This is a genomic window from Aquimarina addita (assembly GCF_039539305.1).
In the GTDB taxonomy this organism is placed as follows: Bacteria; Bacteroidota; Bacteroidia; order Flavobacteriales; family Flavobacteriaceae; genus Aquimarina; species Aquimarina addita.
Genome location: NZ_BAABCW010000011.1, coordinates 168,997 through 188,639 on the forward strand (window position 1 = coordinate 168,997; position 19,643 = coordinate 188,639).

Consider the following 19,643-nt stretch of genomic DNA (forward strand, 5'->3'; position numbering starts at 1 on the left):
TATTAATTAATATTGCTCATTTTCATTAGGGAACGACTTTGATTTAACATCGGTTACGTACTGTTCGAATGCAGTTGTCATTTCTGTATATAGATCCAGGTAGCGTCTTAAGAATCTAGGATTAAATTCATGCGTCATGCCCAGCATATCGTGTGTTACCAATACCTGTCCATCTACACCATTTCCTGCACCGATACCAATGATAGGAATCGTTAGACTTGCTGCAACCTCTTCAGCTAAAGCAGCAGGAACTTTTTCCAGTACTATGGCAAAACATCCTGCTTTTTCGAGCATCAAAGCATCTTCTTTTAGTTTTTCTGCTTCTTGTTCCTCCTTTGCTCTGACAGTATAGGTGCCAAATTTATATATTGATTGAGGGGTTAATCCTAAATGTCCCATTACAGGGATACCAGCATGTAAGATTCTTTTAATGGATTCTTTTACTTCTTTTCCGCCTTCAAGTTTTACAGAATGACCTCCGGACTCTTTCATAATTCTGATAGCAGATCGCAAAGCTTCTTTGGGGTCACTTTGATAACTCCCAAAGGGTAAATCTACAACAACCAAAGCACGATCAATAGCCCTTACTACAGAAGATGCATGGTAAATCATTTGATCTAAAGTGATAGGCAATGTGGTTTCATGACCCGCCATCACATTAGACGCAGAATCACCCACAAGAATTACATCCACTCCGGCACTATCAACAATTTTAGCCATCGTATAGTCATATGCAGTAAGCATAGATATCTTTTCTTTATTACTTTTCATCTCTACCAGAGACTTTACTGTAACACGTTTGTAATCTTTTTTTGCTGTTGACATAATGCGTGAGTTCGTTTAATTTGTGGTAAAAGTAGTGATTTATAGGAAGTGTTTCTCATTCTATAAATCAAAAATATAAATTATCATGGGTATAAGAGATGTAATGAAGTGAAAAGTTTGAACAAAGGGTTTTGTGTCAATATGTTTGTTTTAGAAAAAATAGAATGACATCCTGTCATACAGATGGTCATGGCATAATCATTGACTTTAGATGGTTGTAGAAAATAAGAAATAACACTTAAAAAATAATAAAACGATATGAGTAAGATTATAGGAATAGACTTAGGTACAACCAACTCTTGTGTTTCTGTTATGGAAGGTAATGAGCCTGTGGTGATCCCTAATGCTGAAGGAAAAAGAACTACTCCATCTGTAATTGCATTTGTAGAAGGAGGAGAAATTAAGGTGGGTGACCCTGCAAAGCGTCAGGCAGTTACTAATCCAACAAAAACAATATCTTCTATTAAAAGATTTATGGGAAATAAGTTCTCAGAATCTTCTAAAGAAGCAGAAAGAGCTGCTTATAAAGTAGTAAAAGGAGATAATGATACGCCACGTGTTGATATTGATGGTCGTTTATATACACCACAAGAATTATCTGCGATGATTCTTCAGAAAATGAAGAAAACCGCAGAAGATTATTTAGGTCAGGATGTATCCAGAGCAGTAATAACGGTACCTGCTTATTTTAATGATTCTCAACGTCACGCTACTAAAGAAGCTGGTGAGATTGCAGGTCTTAAAGTAGAAAGAATTATTAATGAGCCTACAGCAGCAGCATTGGCTTACGGACTGGATAAAAAAGGTCAGGATCAAAAAATAGTAGTATTCGATTTTGGAGGAGGTACTCATGATGTATCTATTCTTGAATTAGGAGATGGTGTTTTTGAAGTATTATCAACAGATGGTGATACACACCTAGGAGGAGATGATGTAGATCAAAAAATTATTGATTGGTTAGCAGAAGAGTTTAAGAATGATGAGAATATGGATCTAAGACAGGATCCTATGGCACTGCAACGTCTTAAAGAAGCTGCAGAAAAAGCTAAGATTGAATTGTCTTCATCTACTCAAACTGAAATTAACTTACCATATGTTACGGCTACTGCAAGTGGACCTAAGCACTTAGTAAGAACATTGTCTAAAGCTAAATTTGATCAATTAATTGATGATTTAGTAAAGCGTACTATTGAGCCTTGTCGTACTGCATTAAAAGCAGCAGGGTTATCAACAAGTGATATTGATGAAATAATTCTGGTAGGAGGATCTACACGTATTCCTGCTGTACAGGAAGCGGTAGAAAAATTCTTTGGTAAAGCGCCAAGTAAAGGTGTAAATCCTGATGAGGTGGTTGCAGTAGGTGCAGCGATTCAAGGTGGTGTATTGACAGGAGATGTAAAAGATGTATTGTTATTAGATGTAACTCCACTTTCTCTGGGTATTGAGACAATGGGTAATGTAATGACAAAACTTATTGAATCTAATACAACAATTCCTACTAAAAAGTCACAAGTATTTTCAACAGCAGCAGATAATCAACCTTCTGTAGAGATTCACGTATTACAGGGAGAGCGTCCTATGGCTGCTGATAATAAGACAATCGGTCGTTTTCACTTAGATGGAATTCCACCAGCACAGAGAGGAACGCCACAGATTGAAGTAACTTTTGATATTGATGCAAATGGTATTATTAAGGTTTCTGCTACGGATAAAGCAACTAATAAATCTCAAGATATTCGTATCGAGGCTTCATCTGGTTTAACAGAGGAAGAAATTGCTAAAATGAAGCAGGAAGCTGAAGCTAATGCAGAAGCGGACAAAGCAGCAAAAGAAACTGCGGATAAGTTAAATGAAGCAGACGGATTGATTTTTCAAACAGAAAAGCAATTAGCGGAGTTTGGTGATAAATTATCTGATGATAAGAAAAAGCCAGTTGAAGAAGCTTTAGAAGAATTAAAGAAAGCTTATGAATCTAAGGATTTAGCTGTAATCCAGCCAGCCCTTGATAAAATCAATGAGGCTTGGAAAGTAGCTAGTGAAGAGATGTATAAAGCACAAGCAGAAGCACAACCAGGAGCAGAGGCTGGTCCGGATGCTGCAGGCGCACAATCTGAAGCTGGAGATACAGAAGCTAGTGATGTAGAAGATGTAGATTTTGAAGAAGTAAAATAAATAGAGTAATCACTATTTTAAAAAGGCATAGCATTCGCTATGCCTTTTTTTGTTAATTTCCTACAAATGTATAACTATACCATTAAATTGTTTTACTTTTAATAAAATTCTCAGCTCATTAAAATTAATTTCGTAAAATTTTAAGTAATAAGGCTGAATAGTAAGGTGTTAATATTAGTAGTGGGAAACTAATGAAGCTATCACAAATTTTTAGAAAATTTATATTTAGATCTCTTGATATTTTAAAAGGAAATCCGATCAAAAAAAATTATGAGGATATACAAAACCTCATTGAGAATTCAGATAAGGAATCATTAAAAAATAAGAAGGATTTGTACCTTAAAGGTCTACTACAGCACGCTGTTGATACCACAGCGTATTATAAAAAAAATTCTGAATTTTCCTCTATAGCAGATTTTCCATTAACTAATAAAAATTTGATTCGAGATCATTTTGATGAATTTGTATCATCAAAATACACTCCTGAAAAATGCACATTGGTTTCTACAAGCGGCTCTACAGGAGCTCCTTTTTCAGTATTACAAGATGCCAACAAAAGAGTAAGAAATACAGCAGATAATCTATATTTTTCTAAAAGATCAGGATATCGTATTGGGCAACAATTAGTATACGTTAAAATTTGGCCGGATACTTATAAACATACAATCTTTTCTAAATTCTGGTTACAAAACGTATATCCACAAAGTGTTTTTAATTTAAAGGATAATGATATAGCACATCTTATAGATCACCTTAGTAAAGATAGTAGTCAGAAAAGTTTCCTTGGGTATACTTCTGCTTTTGAGAAAATTTGTAAATATTTAGATAAGATTAAATCAGGACCGATCCAGTGTAATGTGGTTTCTATTATTACCATGTCTGAAAGATTAAATGAATATACTTATAGTGCAATGCTAAAATATTTTGGCGTGGCACCAGTATCCAGATATTCTAATAATGAAAATGGAATTTTAGCCCAACAGGATCGAACAGATTCTTCGAGATTCATTGTCAACGAGGCAAGCTATTATATGGAGATTTTTGATATGAAAGAAGATGTTGTGATTGAAAATGGGAAAAGAGGTAGAATTGTAATTACAGATTTACATAATTATGCTATGCCTCTTATTAGATATGATACAGGGGATATAGGGATTATAGAAAAGGATAAGAATGATATACCTTTTCTTACCTCAATTGAAGGTCGGAAATTAGACTTAATTTATGATACTAAAGGAAATATAATCCCCTCCCATGTTTCTTATAAATTGTCTAAGTATGGAGATTTCAAACAGTTTCAATTAGTCCAGTATGGAGAAAAAGATTATTTGATCAAACTTAATACAGATAAAAAGATTGATGAGCATACCTTAATGAAAGAATACAAAAATATTTTTGGTAATGATGCGACTATCAGTCTAGAATATGTAGATGAAATACCGTTGCTATCTTCAGGAAAAAGAAGAGAGGTTAGTAATACATATCATTCTCAATTATAATACACATCGACTTTTGGAGCTATAAGTAAAAATTAGTAGTAATTCTGGGAAATAGAGTTTTGGATCTGACTACAGTATTTTGATTACTTGATAAGGCATTAAAAACTTAGTTTTTGTTTTATTTATCTTTCTAATCATTTTATAACTTAGAAAATTTAAACATATAGCTTAACATAATTTTGATTAATGACAGAGCATTTAATAATACAGACAAATAGGTTACAATTAAGACCAGTAAGAGAAGCCGATCTCTCTATTATTCATGAGCTGCTATCGATACCAGCGGTTGATATGTATAATGCATTAGGAATTCCTACAAATAAAGCAGTTACTCAAGTATATTTGGATGAATGGATTGATAATTTTAGATTGAGAAAAGAATTTGTATTTGCACTTTGTACATTAGATACAAATGATTTTGTAGGTTTAATATCAATAAGAATAGGAAATTCAAAATATAAAATAGGCTCACTATGGTATAAACTATTGCCTGATTTCTGGTCAAAAGGGTATGCAACAGAGGCAGTGATTAAATTATTACAATTCGGTTTTTTACAACTGCATTTGCACAGGATTGAAGCAGGCTGTGCTGTAGATAATATTGGGTCGATAAGGGTGTTAGAAAAATCAGGAATGATTAGAGAAGGTCATAAACGTAAAGTGTTACCTCTTAAAACCGGGTGGTCTGATAATTACGAATATGCAATGTTAGAAGAAGATTGGGAAAAGAAAAGAGCTAATTAAGAATGTATTCATACAGAAAACCTTCTTTGTTTTTACCTTTCTCATCAACAATAATAAGAGTTGATTCATTTTTAAAACAAATCCCTTCTTTTTGAGAAGAATGATGGAGCTTAATTTTTTCTACAGTTCCACTAAATAGGTCATCCCCTTTAAACTTTTTTAATACAAATATTTTATTATAGGTAAGTAGGGCAATCACATCCCCTGTAGCATTGATCGCAGCACCAGTTATAAAACAATCAGAAGCATCATCACAGGTTTTATAACTAGTAATTAGTGTTGCAATTTGATTACCGGGTTGAGCAGGAACTTTGTATAATTTGGTTTCTCCATTGAATTCTGAACTTCGGTTTTTTGTAAACAAATAGAAATTACCTTTTAAGTATATAAAAGCTTCAATATCAAAATTTCTGTTTTTCTTTTTTGGAGGAAAATCCGTTTGATCCTCTAAGCGAAAATTAGTTTTAAGCGTTTTTATTTTTTCGTTTGATATATCAGAAACTGTATAGATAGCTAAATTTTTTCTGTCATTATAATTATTGCCAAAATCACCAATATAAATATTATTTTGAAAATCATATGCCAGATCTTCCCAGTCGTGATTCTTGGCATTATCGATAGTTAACTCTCTTACTATTTCACCCTGAAGATCTAACTGATAGATTGTATTACTATTGCCAGAGTCGTTAATCGCATATAAATAAGGTTCATTAGAAAATTTGGTAATTCCCGAGATTTCATCTAATGAGCCTGATAAATCATTAATAATATAAAGACCATCCGTGTTTTTTTTCTGACAACTCATGGATAGAGAAATCAAAGAAATACATAAAAAAATTTGAGATGATAATTTCATACTATCAAGTTTAGTTTGGTACCGTTTTTAAAAAGAAAATATATTGATTAAGTGTAAGTGGGTTACTACTGAGATATTGTAAATTTTGAATAAAAATACCATAATAAAGGATAACATTCTATTATTTGATAAGAATTACAAGGATTTAGTGTATTCTTTTATTAATTTCATCTATTATTAAATGAAAATAACTCTCATCGTGAGGAACGTATTTGTTTTTATCTAACGAATTAGATAATTCATTTTTAAAATCATCTATAGAAAGTAGCTTTATTGCAGCAACTTCTTCTTTTTGTAGTTTTAGCTTTTGTAAAGGAATGGATAATTTTGATAAATAGATATGATGAAATTCATTGTCTACTATTCCGGGAGCTGGTTCTTTTTTTGATAAATAGATATCTAAGAATTCGAGATCATCTATGCTGATTTTTAAACCGATTTCTTCTTCAACTTCTCTAATTGCAGAAATTTCAGGGGTTTCTCCTGCACTAATATGACCAGCAACTGATACATCCCAGAGATTAGGATACGTGTCTTTATTTATGGCTCGCTTCTGCAATAACAATTCTCCCCGTAGGGTGTAGAACCAGATATGTACACTTTTATGATAAAGCCCTAATCGATGCGCCTCTGATTTAAGACGAATTCGTCCAGTTTGATTTCCAAGTGAATCTACGATATCTATAAGCTCATCTGCCATGGATAATATAAATAATTAAAAAACCAAATGTATAAACAAAACTGTGATAAGAGGATAATTTATCAAAGAAATAAGTCTATAAATGTGTTTTTGTTAAAATAAGTAATGATATGTTGAAAAATAATTATTGCTAATTTAGTATATTTATGCTAAATTAATATATATGAAAATTGATAATTGTCCCAATTGTAATTCCCGAAGCTATGTCAAAAGTGGAATTGTTAATAATAGACAGCGATATCGATGTAAAATGTGTAATTATTTTTTTACGGTTAATAAGCTTGGAAAGAAAATAGATGATTATTATGTAAATAAAGCTTTACAGTTATATCTGGAGGGTTTAACATATCGTGAAATAGAAAGAATATTAGGAATTTCTCACGTTAGTATTATGAATTGGGTTAAGAAATATAATATTAAACGCCCATATAATTCTGAATATCATCCTACCTATAAGATCCTAAATGCTTTAGAACTTTCTTCTTACTTTCAGTCTCCTGAGAATATTAAAGGAGCTGGGGTTATTGTTACTGAGTTAGGAGATAAATTTATGTTGATTAAATGGGAAAGGTTTAAAGAATAACTATAGTATTAGCAAAAATATATAGTAATTTTTATTTACTAGTTTAAATTTTAGAGTTTTATACGGTACACAATATATCGATATCATAAACAAATCATCACTTATCAAATTCTAAAATTATGCAAAATCACTTTTATGTCGTATTGCTCTGTAGTTTTTTGATCAGTCAACTAAGTTTTTCTCAAGGTTCTCCTGATTATGATGGTGGATTAAAAGTAAAACTCAATGAAGATGGATCAAAGTATTTCAGAGTTATTTCTTGGGCTCAATTTTGGGCGCAGTATAATGATAACGTTGCAGAAGACGCTAGTAAAACTAATTTCAGTATTCGTAGAGCTCGTGTTTTATTATACTCACAGATCAATAAAGACTTCTTAATTCTTACACATTTTGGATTAAACAGTTTAAACGCAGATAATCAAAGTCCCACAGGATTAGGAGAAGCTTCTCAATTATTTCTTCACGGTGCCTGGGTTCAGTATAGCCTGGGTGAACATCACTCCATTGGAGGAGGTTTACACTATTGGAATGGTATTTCGAGATTAAATAATCAGAGTACGCTCAATATGATGACGCTGGATAATAACAGACAATCATGGGCAACCATTGGTTTATCAGATCAATTCGCAAGGCATATTGGGATCTATGCAAAAGGTTCTTTTGGTAAGTTTGGTTATCAGGTTGCAATTAACGAATCAGTTACCAATAATTTGCAAGCTACAGCAGAACCTGTGTCTGGTGGTAATGCAGTGTATGCAGGCAGACGATTATTAGGTTCTAAAGATGCAGGAAAAAACTATGCGGGTTATTTTGAATATAGTTTTCAGGATAAAGAATCAAATTTTTTACCCTATAAAGTAGGAACCTATTTGGGAGGAAAAAAAGTTTTTAATGTGGGAGCAGGGTTCTTCTATCATCCCAGCGGAAGTGTAATAGCTAATGCCGATGGAACATTAGAAGGGGAGGATGTAGCAATTTTTGCGGTTGATGCATTTTATGATGCGCCACTAGGTGATAATGGTTCTGTAATAACCGCCTATGCTACGTATCAGAATAATGATTATGGGACTAACTATACATTGGGACAAACTTATGAGACAGGTTCCATGATTTATGGTCATGTAGGATATGTAATCCCTAATGCTGATAAGAAAATCAAATATCAACCCTATGTATTGTTTAATAATAGATCTATTGATTTAATAGATGATAACGCTACGAGTTTTGGTATTGGTGCCAATGCATACATTAGTGGACACAATTCTAAGCTAACATTAGAGTACCAAAATACAACATATGGGGATAATGATGGGCAAGGAGTACTTACATTACAGGCAATGATCTATTTATAAATCTAAAATTATGACAGAAAAAGACAAAAAGGCTACCGCCTATTGGAAAGAAAATGTAAAGTACCTTTTTATTCTACTCTCTATTTGGTTCATAGTATCCTATGGAGCAGGTATTTTATTTAAAGATGCATTAAACGAAATTCGCTTAGGAGGTTTTAAGCTGGGTTTTTGGTTTGCACAACAAGGCTCTATCTACGTATTTGTGATTTTAATCTTTGTCTATGTTCGATTGATGAACAAACTTGACAAAAAGTATGGGTATGATGATAAAGATTAAAAAAATATAGTATAAGAACTGTAACTACATAGTGTAGTCATCACACAAAAATTAAATAATATTTAAAATAAAACAGTATGAGTGTTCAAATTTGGACTTATATTCTCGTAGGAGTAACTTTTGCCTTATATATAGGTATTGCCATCTGGTCAAGGGCAAGTTCTACAAAAGAGTTTTACGTTGCAGGAGGAGGGGTTTCTCCTTTAGCTAATGGTATGGCAACTGCAGCAGATTGGATGAGTGCTGCCTCTTTTATCTCGATGGCAGGAATCATAGCTTTTTCTGGTTATGATGGAGCCGTATATTTAATGGGTTGGACAGGAGGATATGTGTTGCTGGCTTTATTATTAGCACCATATCTTCGGAAATTTGGAAAATTTACCGTTCCGGATTTTATAGGAGATCGTTATTATTCTAAAACAGCCAGATCCGTTGCTGTATTCTGTGCGCTCTTGGTTTCTTTTACCTATGTAGCTGGACAAATGAGAGGTGTAGGGATTGTATTTTCAAGATTTTTAGAAGTAGATATCAATACGGGTGTTATTATTGGGATGATAATTGTACTCTTTTATGCTGTACTTGGTGGTATGAAAGGTATTACCTATACCCAGGTAGCACAATATTGTGTATTGATTTTTGCTTTTATGGTTCCGGCAATTTTTATTTCAATACAGATGACAGGCAATCCAATACCTCAATTAGGGTTTGGAGATACGGTGTCAGATGGTTCCGGAATGTATTTACTGGATAAGCTAGATGGATTAAGTACAGATTTAGGTTTTGCTGCATACACGGATGGGTCTAAATCAACCCTTGATGTATTTGCCATAACACTCGCGTTAATGGTAGGAACTGCAGGATTGCCACACGTAATCGTACGCTTTTTTACTGTGAAAAAGGTAAAAGATGCTCGTAAGTCTGCCGGATACGCATTATTGTTAATCGCAATTTTATATACAACAGCGCCTGCAGTCGCGGTTTTCGCAAAAACAAATTTGATAGAATCTGTACAAAATAAAGAATATTCAGAATTACCAACCTGGTTTAAAAACTGGGAAGATACAGGATTATTAGGATGGACAGATAAAAATGGAGATGGGCAGGTACAATATTTTAGTGGTCATGCGGTAGAAGGAAATAAAAATAAACCAATATTTGATGGTAATAATAGAGGCGAACGTGGTGAGCGACTTATCACTAATGTTAATGCAGCAACAAAAAATGAGTTGTTTGTTGATAGAGATATTATGGTATTGGCTAATCCGGAGATTGCTGATTTACCCAATTGGGTAATCGCATTAGTGGCAGCAGGAGGATTAGCAGCAGCTTTATCTACAGCTGCAGGATTATTGTTAGTTATTTCTTCTTCTGTATCTCATGATTTGATCAAAAAAATGATCAAACCGGATATTACAGAAAAAGGAGAATTGATTGCAGCACGTCTTTCTGCAGTTGCAGCAGTATGTGTAGCAGGTTATTTTGGTATCAATCCACCTGGCTTTGTTGCTGCGGTAGTAGCATTGGCATTTGGACTTGCCGCTGCTTCGTTCTTTCCAGCAATAGTTCTGGGGATTTTCTATAAAAGAATGAATAAAGAAGGTGCTGTAGCAGGTATGATAGTAGGTATTACTTGTATGCTTTTGTATATGATCAAATATAAGTTAGGATGGTTTGATGAAACATTACCGCCAGCGAGCGAATGGTGGTTTGGGATTTCTCCAGAAGGATTTGGAGCGGTTGCAATGGTTATTAATTTTATAGTATCTTTAGTAGTATCTAAATTTACTAAAGAACCTCCACATGATGTTCAGGAAATTGTAGAAAATATTAGAATACCTAGTGGAGTAGGAGAAGCAACACATCATTAATGAAAGAGTAATTAAACCTTCAAAGGACATAAAACTTTGAAGGTTTAATTTAATTGGTTCTTAAAACGAGAAATAGGATTCGTATATGAAAAAGCGACATCAGCAAAAATTAGTGATACTATCCTTAGGGTTAGTTTTTCTTTTTAATCTTCCGTTGATTCTAATCGTGAATAGATCCGGTAGCATTTTTGGTTTCCCCATACTTTATTTTGCTGTTTTTTTGATTTGGGCAATTGCGATTTTGATTTCTGCATTTATATTAAAGAAGCATTATGAATAATTATATTTTAATTTTCATAATCATATTCTACTTGATACTTCTATTTGGTCTTGCTTTTTGGGCAGAAAAGAAAGCCAAAAGAAATTGGGTTAATAATGCGTACGTATATACCTTATCTCTTGCAGTGTATTGCTCTGCGTGGACCTATTATGGGAGTGTAGGTATTGCTGCTACATCAGGTGTCAGTTTTTTAACAACCTATCTTGGTCCAGTGATAGCTTTTCCTTTATGGATTATCGTTCTAAAGAAAGTGATCAAGATTTCTAAACAGCAAAAAATTTCGAGTATAGCTGATTTTATTTCTTTACGATATGGTAATAATAGATTGTTAGGGGCTCTGGTTACCTTAATCTGTGTATTGGGGATCGTCCCGTATATTTCATTACAGCTTAAAGCTATTTCAGAAACCTATGCTATTATCTCTAATGATACTACTGTTGCATCGGCATCAATCTTCAGTGATACTACCTTTTATATTGCAGTATTACTCGCTATTTTTGCAGCCTTTTTTGGAACACAAGCTACAGATGCTACCAGAAGAAGACAAGGGATTGTTTTTTCTGTTGCCGTAGAATCAGTTATCAAACTTGTTTTCTTTTTGATCATAGGAATATATGTAACCTACTTCTTATTTGATGGAACTACAGATATCTACACTAAAATTGCAGTTACCGAAAATTTTGAAGCACTCACAACTTTTAATGGGTTAGAAGCAGGGATTAATTGGTATTTTATGATTGCTCTTTCCTTTTTTGCAATTTTTTTATTGCCCAGACAATTTCAGGTCTCTGTGATTGAAAATACTTCAGAAAAGCATCTTAAAAAAGCGATTTGGTTATTTCCGTTATATCTATTGTTATTTAATATTTTTGTTGTTTTTATTGCATGGGGCGGAAAGTTAAATCTGGGAGCCTCAGCAAACCCCGATTACTACACGTTATTACTGCCACTACAGAATGGTCATATATTCTTAGCAACCTTAGTGTTTCTAGGTGGGTTTTCAGCGGTAATCTCTATGGTAGTGGTCTCTACATTAGCACTTTCTACGATGCTTAGCAATAATTTGATCATTCCATATGGATTTTTAGAAAAATTTAGCAAAGGACATCCAGAGCGAAATGCAAACTATATTAAGAATATAAGAAGAATAGCTATTTTTTCATTAATTGTTGGAGCTTATTTGTTTTACATAAATTTTAATGTTCAATTGTCTTTATTCTCAATTGGTCAAATATCTTTTGTGGTGATTGCTCAGCTAGCACCGTCCTTTTTTATTGGACTTTTTTGGAATCGTGGATCAGCGCTCGCAGCAAAAACAGGTATCGTTTTTGGAACACTTATTACGATGTATACGCTTATGCTTCCCTTTGTGTTAGATACTATTATAGAACATATTGGTTTTACTAAATACGGACCTTTTGGTATAGAGCTTTTAAAGCCTTATGCTTTGTTTGGAATTGATTTTATGACACCAGTAACCCATGCGTTTTTTTGGAGTATATTTTTTAATACCATTTTGTATTTATCAGTTTCCTTGTATAGAAAAGGCAATTATAGAGAACGTAATTATGCAGAAATGTTTGTGAATAATTATAATGCTTTACAAGAGAATGCTTTTGTATGGAAAGGTGAAGCTTATGTCTCTGATATAAAGAGCGTACTGACAAAGTTTTTAGGTACTCAAAAAACGGAACGAGCTCTGAATCTTTTTTATGTCAAATACAAAATACCTAAGGACATAGAGCAGGCAGATGCCAGGCTCATTAATTTTTCTGAAAAATTACTAACAGGAAGTATAGGAAGCGCATCATCTCGTATTTTGATAGCAAGTGTTGTAAAAGAACAACCTATCAGTTTAGTAGAAGTACTGGAAATTTTGGAAGAGAGTAAAAAAGCAATTACTAATAATAAATTTTTACAACAACGATCAGAAGAATTGATTCAACTTACAGAAGAATTAAAAGAAGCAAATGAAGAGTTAGTGTTGCAGGATACACTCAAAAATGAGTTTTTAGATACAGTCTCTCACGAATTAAAAACTCCAACTACCTCTATCAGAGCGGCTGCAGAAGTATTGATAGATAATGATAGTGATATGCCTGTAGAATTGAAAAAGCAATTTTTAGATAATATTTTAAGAGATTCAGAGCGGTTATCTACCTTGATTCATAATATACTGGATCTTGAAAAACTGGCATCAGGTCGAGAATCAATGAATAAAACTTTTAATGATTTAGCAGTAACCATAAAAGAGGCAGTATATGGTGTCCATACGATTGCTCAGAAGAAAGATGTTACTATTATTATTTCTGATCATATTGAGAAAGAACCCATATGTTATGATGAAGACAGGATGTTGCAGGTGTTTACTAATTTATTATCTAATGCCATTAAGTTTGTAGAAGAGGAAAAGGGAATGATTCAAATTTCATCTGAAAAAATTGATGGTTTTATTCGTATTAGTATAGAAGATAATGGAAAAGGAATCCCTGCAGAAGACATGAAATATATTTTTGATAAATTTTATCAATCCAAAAATCAAAATATTAAAAAACCATTAGGAAGTGGTTTAGGGTTAGCAATTAGTAAACATATTATAGAAGGGCATAATGGCAAAATCTGGACAGATACTACCTATAAAAATGGAGCTAAATTTATGATTGATTTACCCGTATCACTAAATGTTAAAAACTAATTAAGTAAAAGAAAAAAACTATTTTAGAAGTAGATAGAAAATAAAGTACAGTATGCAAAAGAAAATATTGATCGTAGATGATGAGCCTAATATTGTTATGTCATTGGAATATTCCTTTAAAAAACAAGACTATGAAGTATTTATAGCACGTGATGGTAGTGAAGCGCTTCATATCTTAGAAACTCAAATTCCTGATGTAGTGCTGCTGGATATTATGATGCCCAATGTTGATGGATATCAAACATTAAAACATATTAAAGAAAACTCAAGAACTCAAAATATTAAGGTTGTCTTTTTAAGTGCTAAGAATAAAGCTTCAGACATAGAAATAGGATTAACATTAGGAGTTGATAAGTATTTAACGAAACCATTTTCAGTAAAAAAAGTTATAGCTGAAATCACTGAATTATTAAATAATGCATAGAAGATTTCGGTAGTTTATCAGTAAAAAATAAAATTGAAAGTCATATAAAATTAAAGATCACAAATCATGGAAATAAGAGATACGTTACAATTGCGATCCTTTGCAGAATATAAGGAAGCATATCAAGAAAGTATAGAAAATCCTGAAAAGTTTTGGGACAGTATTGCAGAAAAATTTCATTGGCATAAAAGGTGGGATAAGACATTAGCTTGGGATTTTACAAAACCTGAAGTGGCTTGGTTTCAAGGCGGAAAGTTAAATATAACAGAAAATTGTCTGGATCGTCATCTGGAGAAACTAGGAAATAAAACCGCTATAATATGGGAGCCTAATGATCCCGATGAAGAATCAAGGCATATCACCTACCGTCAGTTATATGTAAAAGTTTGTCATTTTGCTAATGTGTTAAAAAATAACGGAATCAAAAAAGGAGATCGCGTATGTCTATATATGCCTATGATTCCAGAACTAGCGATAGCAATGTTGGCATGTGCAAGAATAGGAGCCGTTCATTCGATTGTATTTGCAGGGTTTTCAAGCACTGCGATCGCAAGTCGTATTAATGATTCTCAATGTAAAATGTTGATCACTGCTAATGAGGTCTTTAGAGGAACAAAACCTGTGAAACTTAAAGAGATGTGCGACGAAGCATTAAAAGATACACCTTCTATAGAAACAGTAATTGTGTATAGAAGAACAGTAGAACCAACACCAATGACAGAAGGAAGAGATGTTTTTTGGTTTGATGAATTGCAAAAAGTAGAAAAAGAATGTCCTGCTGAGGTAATGGATGCAGAAGATATGTTGTTTATCCTATACACTTCTGGATCAACAGGTAAGCCTAAGGGTATGGTGCATACTACCGGAGGATATATGGTGTATACAGCTTATACTTTTGCTAATGTGTTTCAATGTGATCATTTTGCAACTGCCGGAACTAAATCCTCAATGAAACCAGAAAGCGACGTCTATTGGTGTACTGCTGATATTGGTTGGATCACTGGTCACTCTTATATCATATATGGACCATTAGCAGCCGGAGTTACCACAGTGATGTATGAAGGAGTGCCTAGTTATCCGGATTATGGACGCTTCTGGGAGATATGTGATAAACTAAATGTTACCCATTTCTATACCGCACCTACAGCAATTCGTGCATTAGCAAAACATTCATTAGATCTGGTTAATAAACATAACCTTGATGCTATAAAAGTATTAGGTTCTGTAGGTGAGCCAATTAATGAAGAAGCATGGCATTGGTATAATGATAATATAGGAAAAGGAAATTCTCCTATAGTTGATACTTGGTGGCAGACAGAAACTGGAGGAATCATGATTTCTCCCTTAGCAGGAATTACCCCAACAAGACCTACGTTTGCTACATTGCCATTGCCAGGAGTTCAACCTGTACTGATGGATGCCGAAGGAAATGAAATACCCTTTAATCGTAAAAAATCTGAAGGGCGACTGGCAATCAAATTTCCGTGGCCATCCATGGCTCGTACCATTTATGGAGATCATCAGCGATATAAAGAAGTATATTTTTCTACCTATAAAAATATGTATTTTACAGGAGATGGAGCGTATAGAGATGCCACAGGCAATTTTAGAATTACAGGTAGAGTAGACGATGTAGTGATCGTATCAGGACATAATCTGGGTACTGCACCTATAGAAAATGCGATTAATGAGCATCTTGCTGTAGCAGAATCTGCAATCGTTGGCTTTCCGCACGATGTAAAAGGAACAGCCTTATATGCGTATGTCACATTATTTGATGGAAAGGAGCCAAGTGATACCCTGCGTAATGAGATAAGAGAGCAAGTATCTAAAACCATTGGTCCCATAGCAAAACCTGATAAAGTACAGTTTGTTATAGGATTGCCAAAAACAAGAAGTGGTAAGATTATGCGTCGGATTCTTCGTAAAATAGCATCAAAAGAAACTTCTAATATGGGAGATACATCTACACTACTCAATCCAGAGGTAGTACAGAAAATTATGGACGAATCGCTATAATCATTAAAATGATTTGTATTCAAAAGCCTTGCAATCGCGAGGCTTTTGAATACATATAAAGCCACTTTGTAGTATTGGTTTATTTCTATTTAAAAAAAGAGGCAACCTAAAACATTTTTAGGTTGCCTCAATATTCAATATTTACAAGTTGGTTCTTAATTTTACTTACCAAAGTAACTAAATGTTTCACCTTCTTTGATGTTAAGAAGACTCTCATAGATTAATTTGATAACATTTTCCACGTCATCTCTATGCACCATTTCTACCGTTGTATGCATATATCGCAGTGGTAATGAAATTAGAGCAGAAGCAACACCTCCATTACTATAGGCAAAAGCATCAGTATCTGTTCCCGTCATTCTGCTCGAAGCCATACGCTGAAAAGGTATTTTTTTCTTTTCTGCTGTATCAATCAATAATTCTCGTAGTCGATTCTGAACTGCTGGAGCGTAAGAAATTACAGGACCATCACCAATTTTAGTTTCACCCTGAGTTTTCTTTTCTATCATAGGAGTAGTCGTATCATGGCATACATCAGTTACAATTGCTACATCAGGTTTGATTGTATGTGTAATCATTTCTGCTCCTCTAAGTCCTATTTCTTCTTGTACAGAATTAGTAATATAAAGTCCAAAAGGTAGTTTATCTTTATGCTCTTTAAGTAAACGAGCAACTTCGGCAATCATAAAACCGCCCATTCTATTATCTAATGCCCGGCAAACAAACTTATCTTTATTAAGAATAAAAAACTCATCAGGATAAGTGATAACACATCCTACATGAACTCCTAGTTTTAATACCTCTTCTTTAGTATTGCATCCTACATCTATACAAATATTTTCCAGCGTAGGTGCTTGTTCTTTTGATCCTTTACGTGTATGGATAGCAGGCCATCCAAATACTCCTTTTACAATACCTTTTTTCGTATGTATATTCACACGTTTAGAAGTGGCAATCTGGTGATCACTTCCACCATTTCTGATGACGTAGATGAGACCATTATCGGTAATATAATTAACATACCAGGAAATCTCGTCAGCATGTCCTTCTATAACTACTTTGTATTTCGCTTTTGGATTAATAACTCCTACGGCAGTTCCATAAGTGTCCGTAATAAACTCATCAACGTATGGTTTAAGGTAGTTCATCCATAACTTTTGTCCCTCCCATTCGTATCCTGTAGGAGCGGGATTATTTAGGTATTTTTCCAGAAAAGTCAGAGACTTTTTATTTAATATACTTTTTTTAGCCATTTATATCAGTTTTTTTACGAAGTTAGTAATATTCACATATATTTTACAGTTTAGAAAGTGTTTATTACTAATTTTGGAATGATCGTTGTCGATCCCAAGAATAAAATATGAAAAAGTTTTTAATTTATATCCTGTTAATTTTGAATTCGGTAGTGTCATTTAGCCAAGAAGAAATCGATACTACCAAAGTTGATACTACTGGATATGCACAATATTATATAATAGAAGGAGATACAATTCCTCACGAAGCCATAGATTTAGAAGAAGTGGTAATTATGGGGAAGCTTAATTTTGAAGATAAATTAGCCAGAAGAAGGTATCTCATCTTGAGACGTAAAACCAGAAAAGTATATCCCTATGCAAAACTCGCTTCAGATAGGTTGACGGAATTGAATAATAGATTAAAGGATATTAACTCTAAAAGATCCAAAAAAAAGTACATTAAAATTCTTCAAAAGTATATGGAAGAAGAGTTTACAGAAGAATTGAAGAAAATGACACGTACAGAAGGACAGATATTAGTAAAACTGGTACACCGTCAGACAGGTGTTACTATGTTTGACCTTGTAAAGGAGTACAGAAGTGGATGGCGGGCATTTTGGTATAATAATACTGCAAAACTTTTTAGTATCTCATTAAAAGAAGAATATGATCCTATAAATATAGAAGAGGATTTCTGGATAGAAGATATCTTACAGCGAAGCTTTCAAGCCAATATTCTGGATGAACAAAAGACAGCATTGGATTTTAGTTTTTATGATTTAAGAAATAAATGGTCTGGTTCAAAAAAGACAACCTCCTTAAAAAAATAAAATTAGTATCTATTAACAGATATAAACTATTCATGCTATTTTTAAGTGATTTTAGTGAAAAAACTAATATGCTGATTAAAATATAAGCTGATGTCTACAAACGAAAATCACTTTTTTGGTTTAAGTAAAAACTCATATGCGCATTTGACTTCTGTGCTGTTTTTTATGGTATCTGTAGCATATTGCTATTTTATTCTGACCATATCCCAATTTCATTACGGTTTTGAAATATTAATTGCCATTGTGTTTCCATTAGTTGGATATCCTTTTTTTAAAAAGGCAGATAATTGGGTTGATATAAAACGATTAATACTATTAGAAACAGGATTTAATATTATATGTATAGTTGCTAAAGTCACTAATGATTTGAATATAGATTGGGGTGAGATATTGAATTGGATGTTTGTTATCTTTTTTATTTTTCAGACGGGCGGCTTCCTGATATCGGAGTTTAAAAAGAAAAAGTACAAATGTTTACCTTCTTCCATAGCAATGGGTATTGGAATTGCATATTGGTATTTTAATAGTGCCGGAGAAAAAACCAGTATTACTCCAGACGGAGAAGTTCAGTTTTGGGGATCTAATGCTCCATTGTATTTACAAATCATGTATACCTTTTGGGTTGCAAATGTTTTTCTTGTGGAGTTTAGACAGTATTTACCTAAGGCAACTATGTATTTAGCACATGCTGCTACTATGGTGGTAGCTTTAATGTCAAATGAGTTTTTTCATGCCCGAATACTTACGGCAAGTCATTTATTTGTTCTAAATGCAATATTTGTATATAAGGATATGGATTGGAATGGGCGTCATTTTGCTGTAGTCCCGGTTTCAAATGTTTTTAAAGATGATCAGCACATAGTGGCAATCATTTTTCCTCTAATAATGAATGCAGGCAGTATTATAACTTTATTGTATTGGTTGTTTCTTAGTAACTAATCGATTTCTTTAGTCTTGTATATTACTAGATATATAAATTTTTACGCGGACTATATGTTAAATCCTTAATATTTATAAGGGAATACCATTATAGAGGTGGTTTAAAAGAAATAAGATTGGTTTTATAATTAATTTTAATATTTATTTTCAATTTATTTTAATTAGTTTTCTTATATTCGTCATCCAACTTTTTAAAAATCAAGCAGTTTCATTTATTGTGTCATTTCTTTTAAAAATACTTTAAAAAAAGTCTTGTTTATACGTGAATAGTTAGTAGGTTTGCACCCGCCAAGGGAGGTATGTAGAATGTTATTGATTTTGGTTGTGTTCATTGATAGGATTTGG

The 19,643-nt window shown here is 33.2% G+C and carries 17 protein-coding genes; 13 read left to right on the forward strand and 4 right to left on the reverse strand.

The genetic code is table 11. The features are described 5' to 3' along the window. Positions 1-6: 6 nt before the first annotated feature. A complete protein-coding gene (gene panB, locus ABD816_RS14160; protein WP_344928460.1) occupies positions 7-825 on the reverse strand; it encodes a 3-methyl-2-oxobutanoate hydroxymethyltransferase in 819 nt (272 codons plus the stop codon). 258 nt (positions 826-1,083) lie between these two features. Between panB and dnaK the strand changes: the two genes are divergently transcribed. The 3 genes from dnaK to ABD816_RS14175 all read left to right on the forward strand — a co-directional run bounded on the left by dnaK (position 1,084) and on the right by ABD816_RS14175 (position 5,240). Then, on the forward strand, positions 1,084-2,997 hold the full coding sequence (dnaK, locus tag ABD816_RS14165) for a molecular chaperone DnaK (protein WP_344928462.1): 1,914 nt from the start codon (positions 1,084-1,086) through the stop codon (positions 2,995-2,997). A gap of 191 nt (positions 2,998-3,188) precedes the next feature. Then, positions 3,189-4,496, forward strand: a complete 1,308-nt coding sequence (locus ABD816_RS14170) for a phenylacetate--CoA ligase family protein (protein ID WP_344928464.1) — start codon at positions 3,189-3,191, stop codon at positions 4,494-4,496. A gap of 186 nt (positions 4,497-4,682) precedes the next feature. Next, a complete protein-coding gene (locus ABD816_RS14175) occupies positions 4,683-5,240 on the forward strand; it encodes a GNAT family N-acetyltransferase (RefSeq protein ID WP_344928466.1) in 558 nt (185 codons plus the stop codon). Here ABD816_RS14175 and ABD816_RS14180 read toward each other — a convergent pair. Further along, a complete protein-coding gene (locus ABD816_RS14180; RefSeq protein WP_344928468.1) occupies positions 5,233-6,096 on the reverse strand; it encodes a hypothetical protein in 864 nt (287 codons plus the stop codon). The genes ABD816_RS14175 and ABD816_RS14180 overlap by 8 nt on opposite strands. Before the next feature lie 145 nt (positions 6,097-6,241). Continuing rightward, positions 6,242-6,796: an NUDIX hydrolase gene (locus ABD816_RS14185; protein ID WP_344928470.1), complete on the reverse strand. Its 555-nt coding sequence runs from the start codon at positions 6,794-6,796 to the stop codon at positions 6,242-6,244. A 163-nt stretch (positions 6,797-6,959) separates the two neighbouring features. On the opposite strand from ABD816_RS14185, the gene ABD816_RS14190 reads away from it, so the two are divergent. The 8 genes from ABD816_RS14190 to acs all read left to right on the forward strand — a co-directional run bounded on the left by ABD816_RS14190 (position 6,960) and on the right by acs (position 16,294). Then, complete coding sequence (locus tag ABD816_RS14190; protein WP_344928472.1) at positions 6,960-7,379, forward strand: transposase-like zinc-binding domain-containing protein; 420 nt, start codon at positions 6,960-6,962, stop codon at positions 7,377-7,379. 119 nt (positions 7,380-7,498) lie between these two features. Continuing rightward, the gene (locus tag ABD816_RS14195) at positions 7,499-8,731 is read left to right on the forward strand and encodes a hypothetical protein (protein WP_344928474.1); all 1,233 of its coding nucleotides are present in this window, start codon (positions 7,499-7,501) and stop codon (positions 8,729-8,731) included. Positions 8,732-8,741: 10 nt separating this feature from the next. After that, the gene (locus ABD816_RS14200) at positions 8,742-9,008 is read left to right on the forward strand and encodes a DUF4212 domain-containing protein (RefSeq protein ID WP_344928476.1); all 267 of its coding nucleotides are present in this window, start codon (positions 8,742-8,744) and stop codon (positions 9,006-9,008) included. A 77-nt stretch (positions 9,009-9,085) separates the two neighbouring features. Further along, positions 9,086-10,876 carry a sodium:solute symporter family protein gene (locus ABD816_RS14205; protein ID WP_344928478.1) on the forward strand — a complete coding sequence of 597 codons (1,791 nt, stop codon included), beginning with the start codon at positions 9,086-9,088 and terminating at the stop codon, positions 10,874-10,876. Positions 10,877-10,961: 85 nt separating this feature from the next. After that, positions 10,962-11,156, forward strand: coding sequence for a hypothetical protein (locus tag ABD816_RS14210; RefSeq protein ID WP_344928480.1), 195 nt, complete (start codon positions 10,962-10,964; stop codon positions 11,154-11,156). Beyond that, complete coding sequence (locus ABD816_RS14215; RefSeq protein WP_344928481.1) at positions 11,149-13,851, forward strand: ATP-binding protein; 2,703 nt, start codon at positions 11,149-11,151, stop codon at positions 13,849-13,851. Before ABD816_RS14210 ends, ABD816_RS14215 begins: the two co-directional genes overlap by 8 nt. 52 nt (positions 13,852-13,903) lie before the next feature. Beyond that, positions 13,904-14,275, forward strand: a complete 372-nt coding sequence (locus ABD816_RS14220; RefSeq protein WP_344928483.1) for a response regulator transcription factor — start codon at positions 13,904-13,906, stop codon at positions 14,273-14,275. Between the two features lie 66 nt (positions 14,276-14,341). After that, positions 14,342-16,294, forward strand: a complete 1,953-nt coding sequence (gene acs, locus ABD816_RS14225; RefSeq protein WP_344928485.1) for an acetate--CoA ligase — start codon at positions 14,342-14,344, stop codon at positions 16,292-16,294. A 161-nt stretch (positions 16,295-16,455) separates the two neighbouring features. Here acs and ABD816_RS14230 read toward each other — a convergent pair whose 3' ends face one another. Beyond that, positions 16,456-17,547 (reverse strand): M42 family metallopeptidase, encoded by a 1,092-nt coding sequence (locus tag ABD816_RS14230; RefSeq protein ID WP_344928486.1) that lies wholly within the window; start codon positions 17,545-17,547, stop codon positions 16,456-16,458. Between the two features lie 107 nt (positions 17,548-17,654). On the opposite strand from ABD816_RS14230, the gene ABD816_RS14235 reads away from it, so the two are divergent. Together ABD816_RS14235 and ABD816_RS14240 are read left to right on the forward strand one after the other, a co-directional pair. Further along, positions 17,655-18,359 (forward strand): DUF4294 domain-containing protein, encoded by a 705-nt coding sequence (locus ABD816_RS14235; protein ID WP_344928488.1) that lies wholly within the window; start codon positions 17,655-17,657, stop codon positions 18,357-18,359. Positions 18,360-18,449: 90 nt separating this feature from the next. Further along, positions 18,450-19,298 (forward strand): hypothetical protein, encoded by an 849-nt coding sequence (locus tag ABD816_RS14240; protein ID WP_344928490.1) that lies wholly within the window; start codon positions 18,450-18,452, stop codon positions 19,296-19,298. Positions 19,299-19,643: the final 345 nt, after the last annotated feature.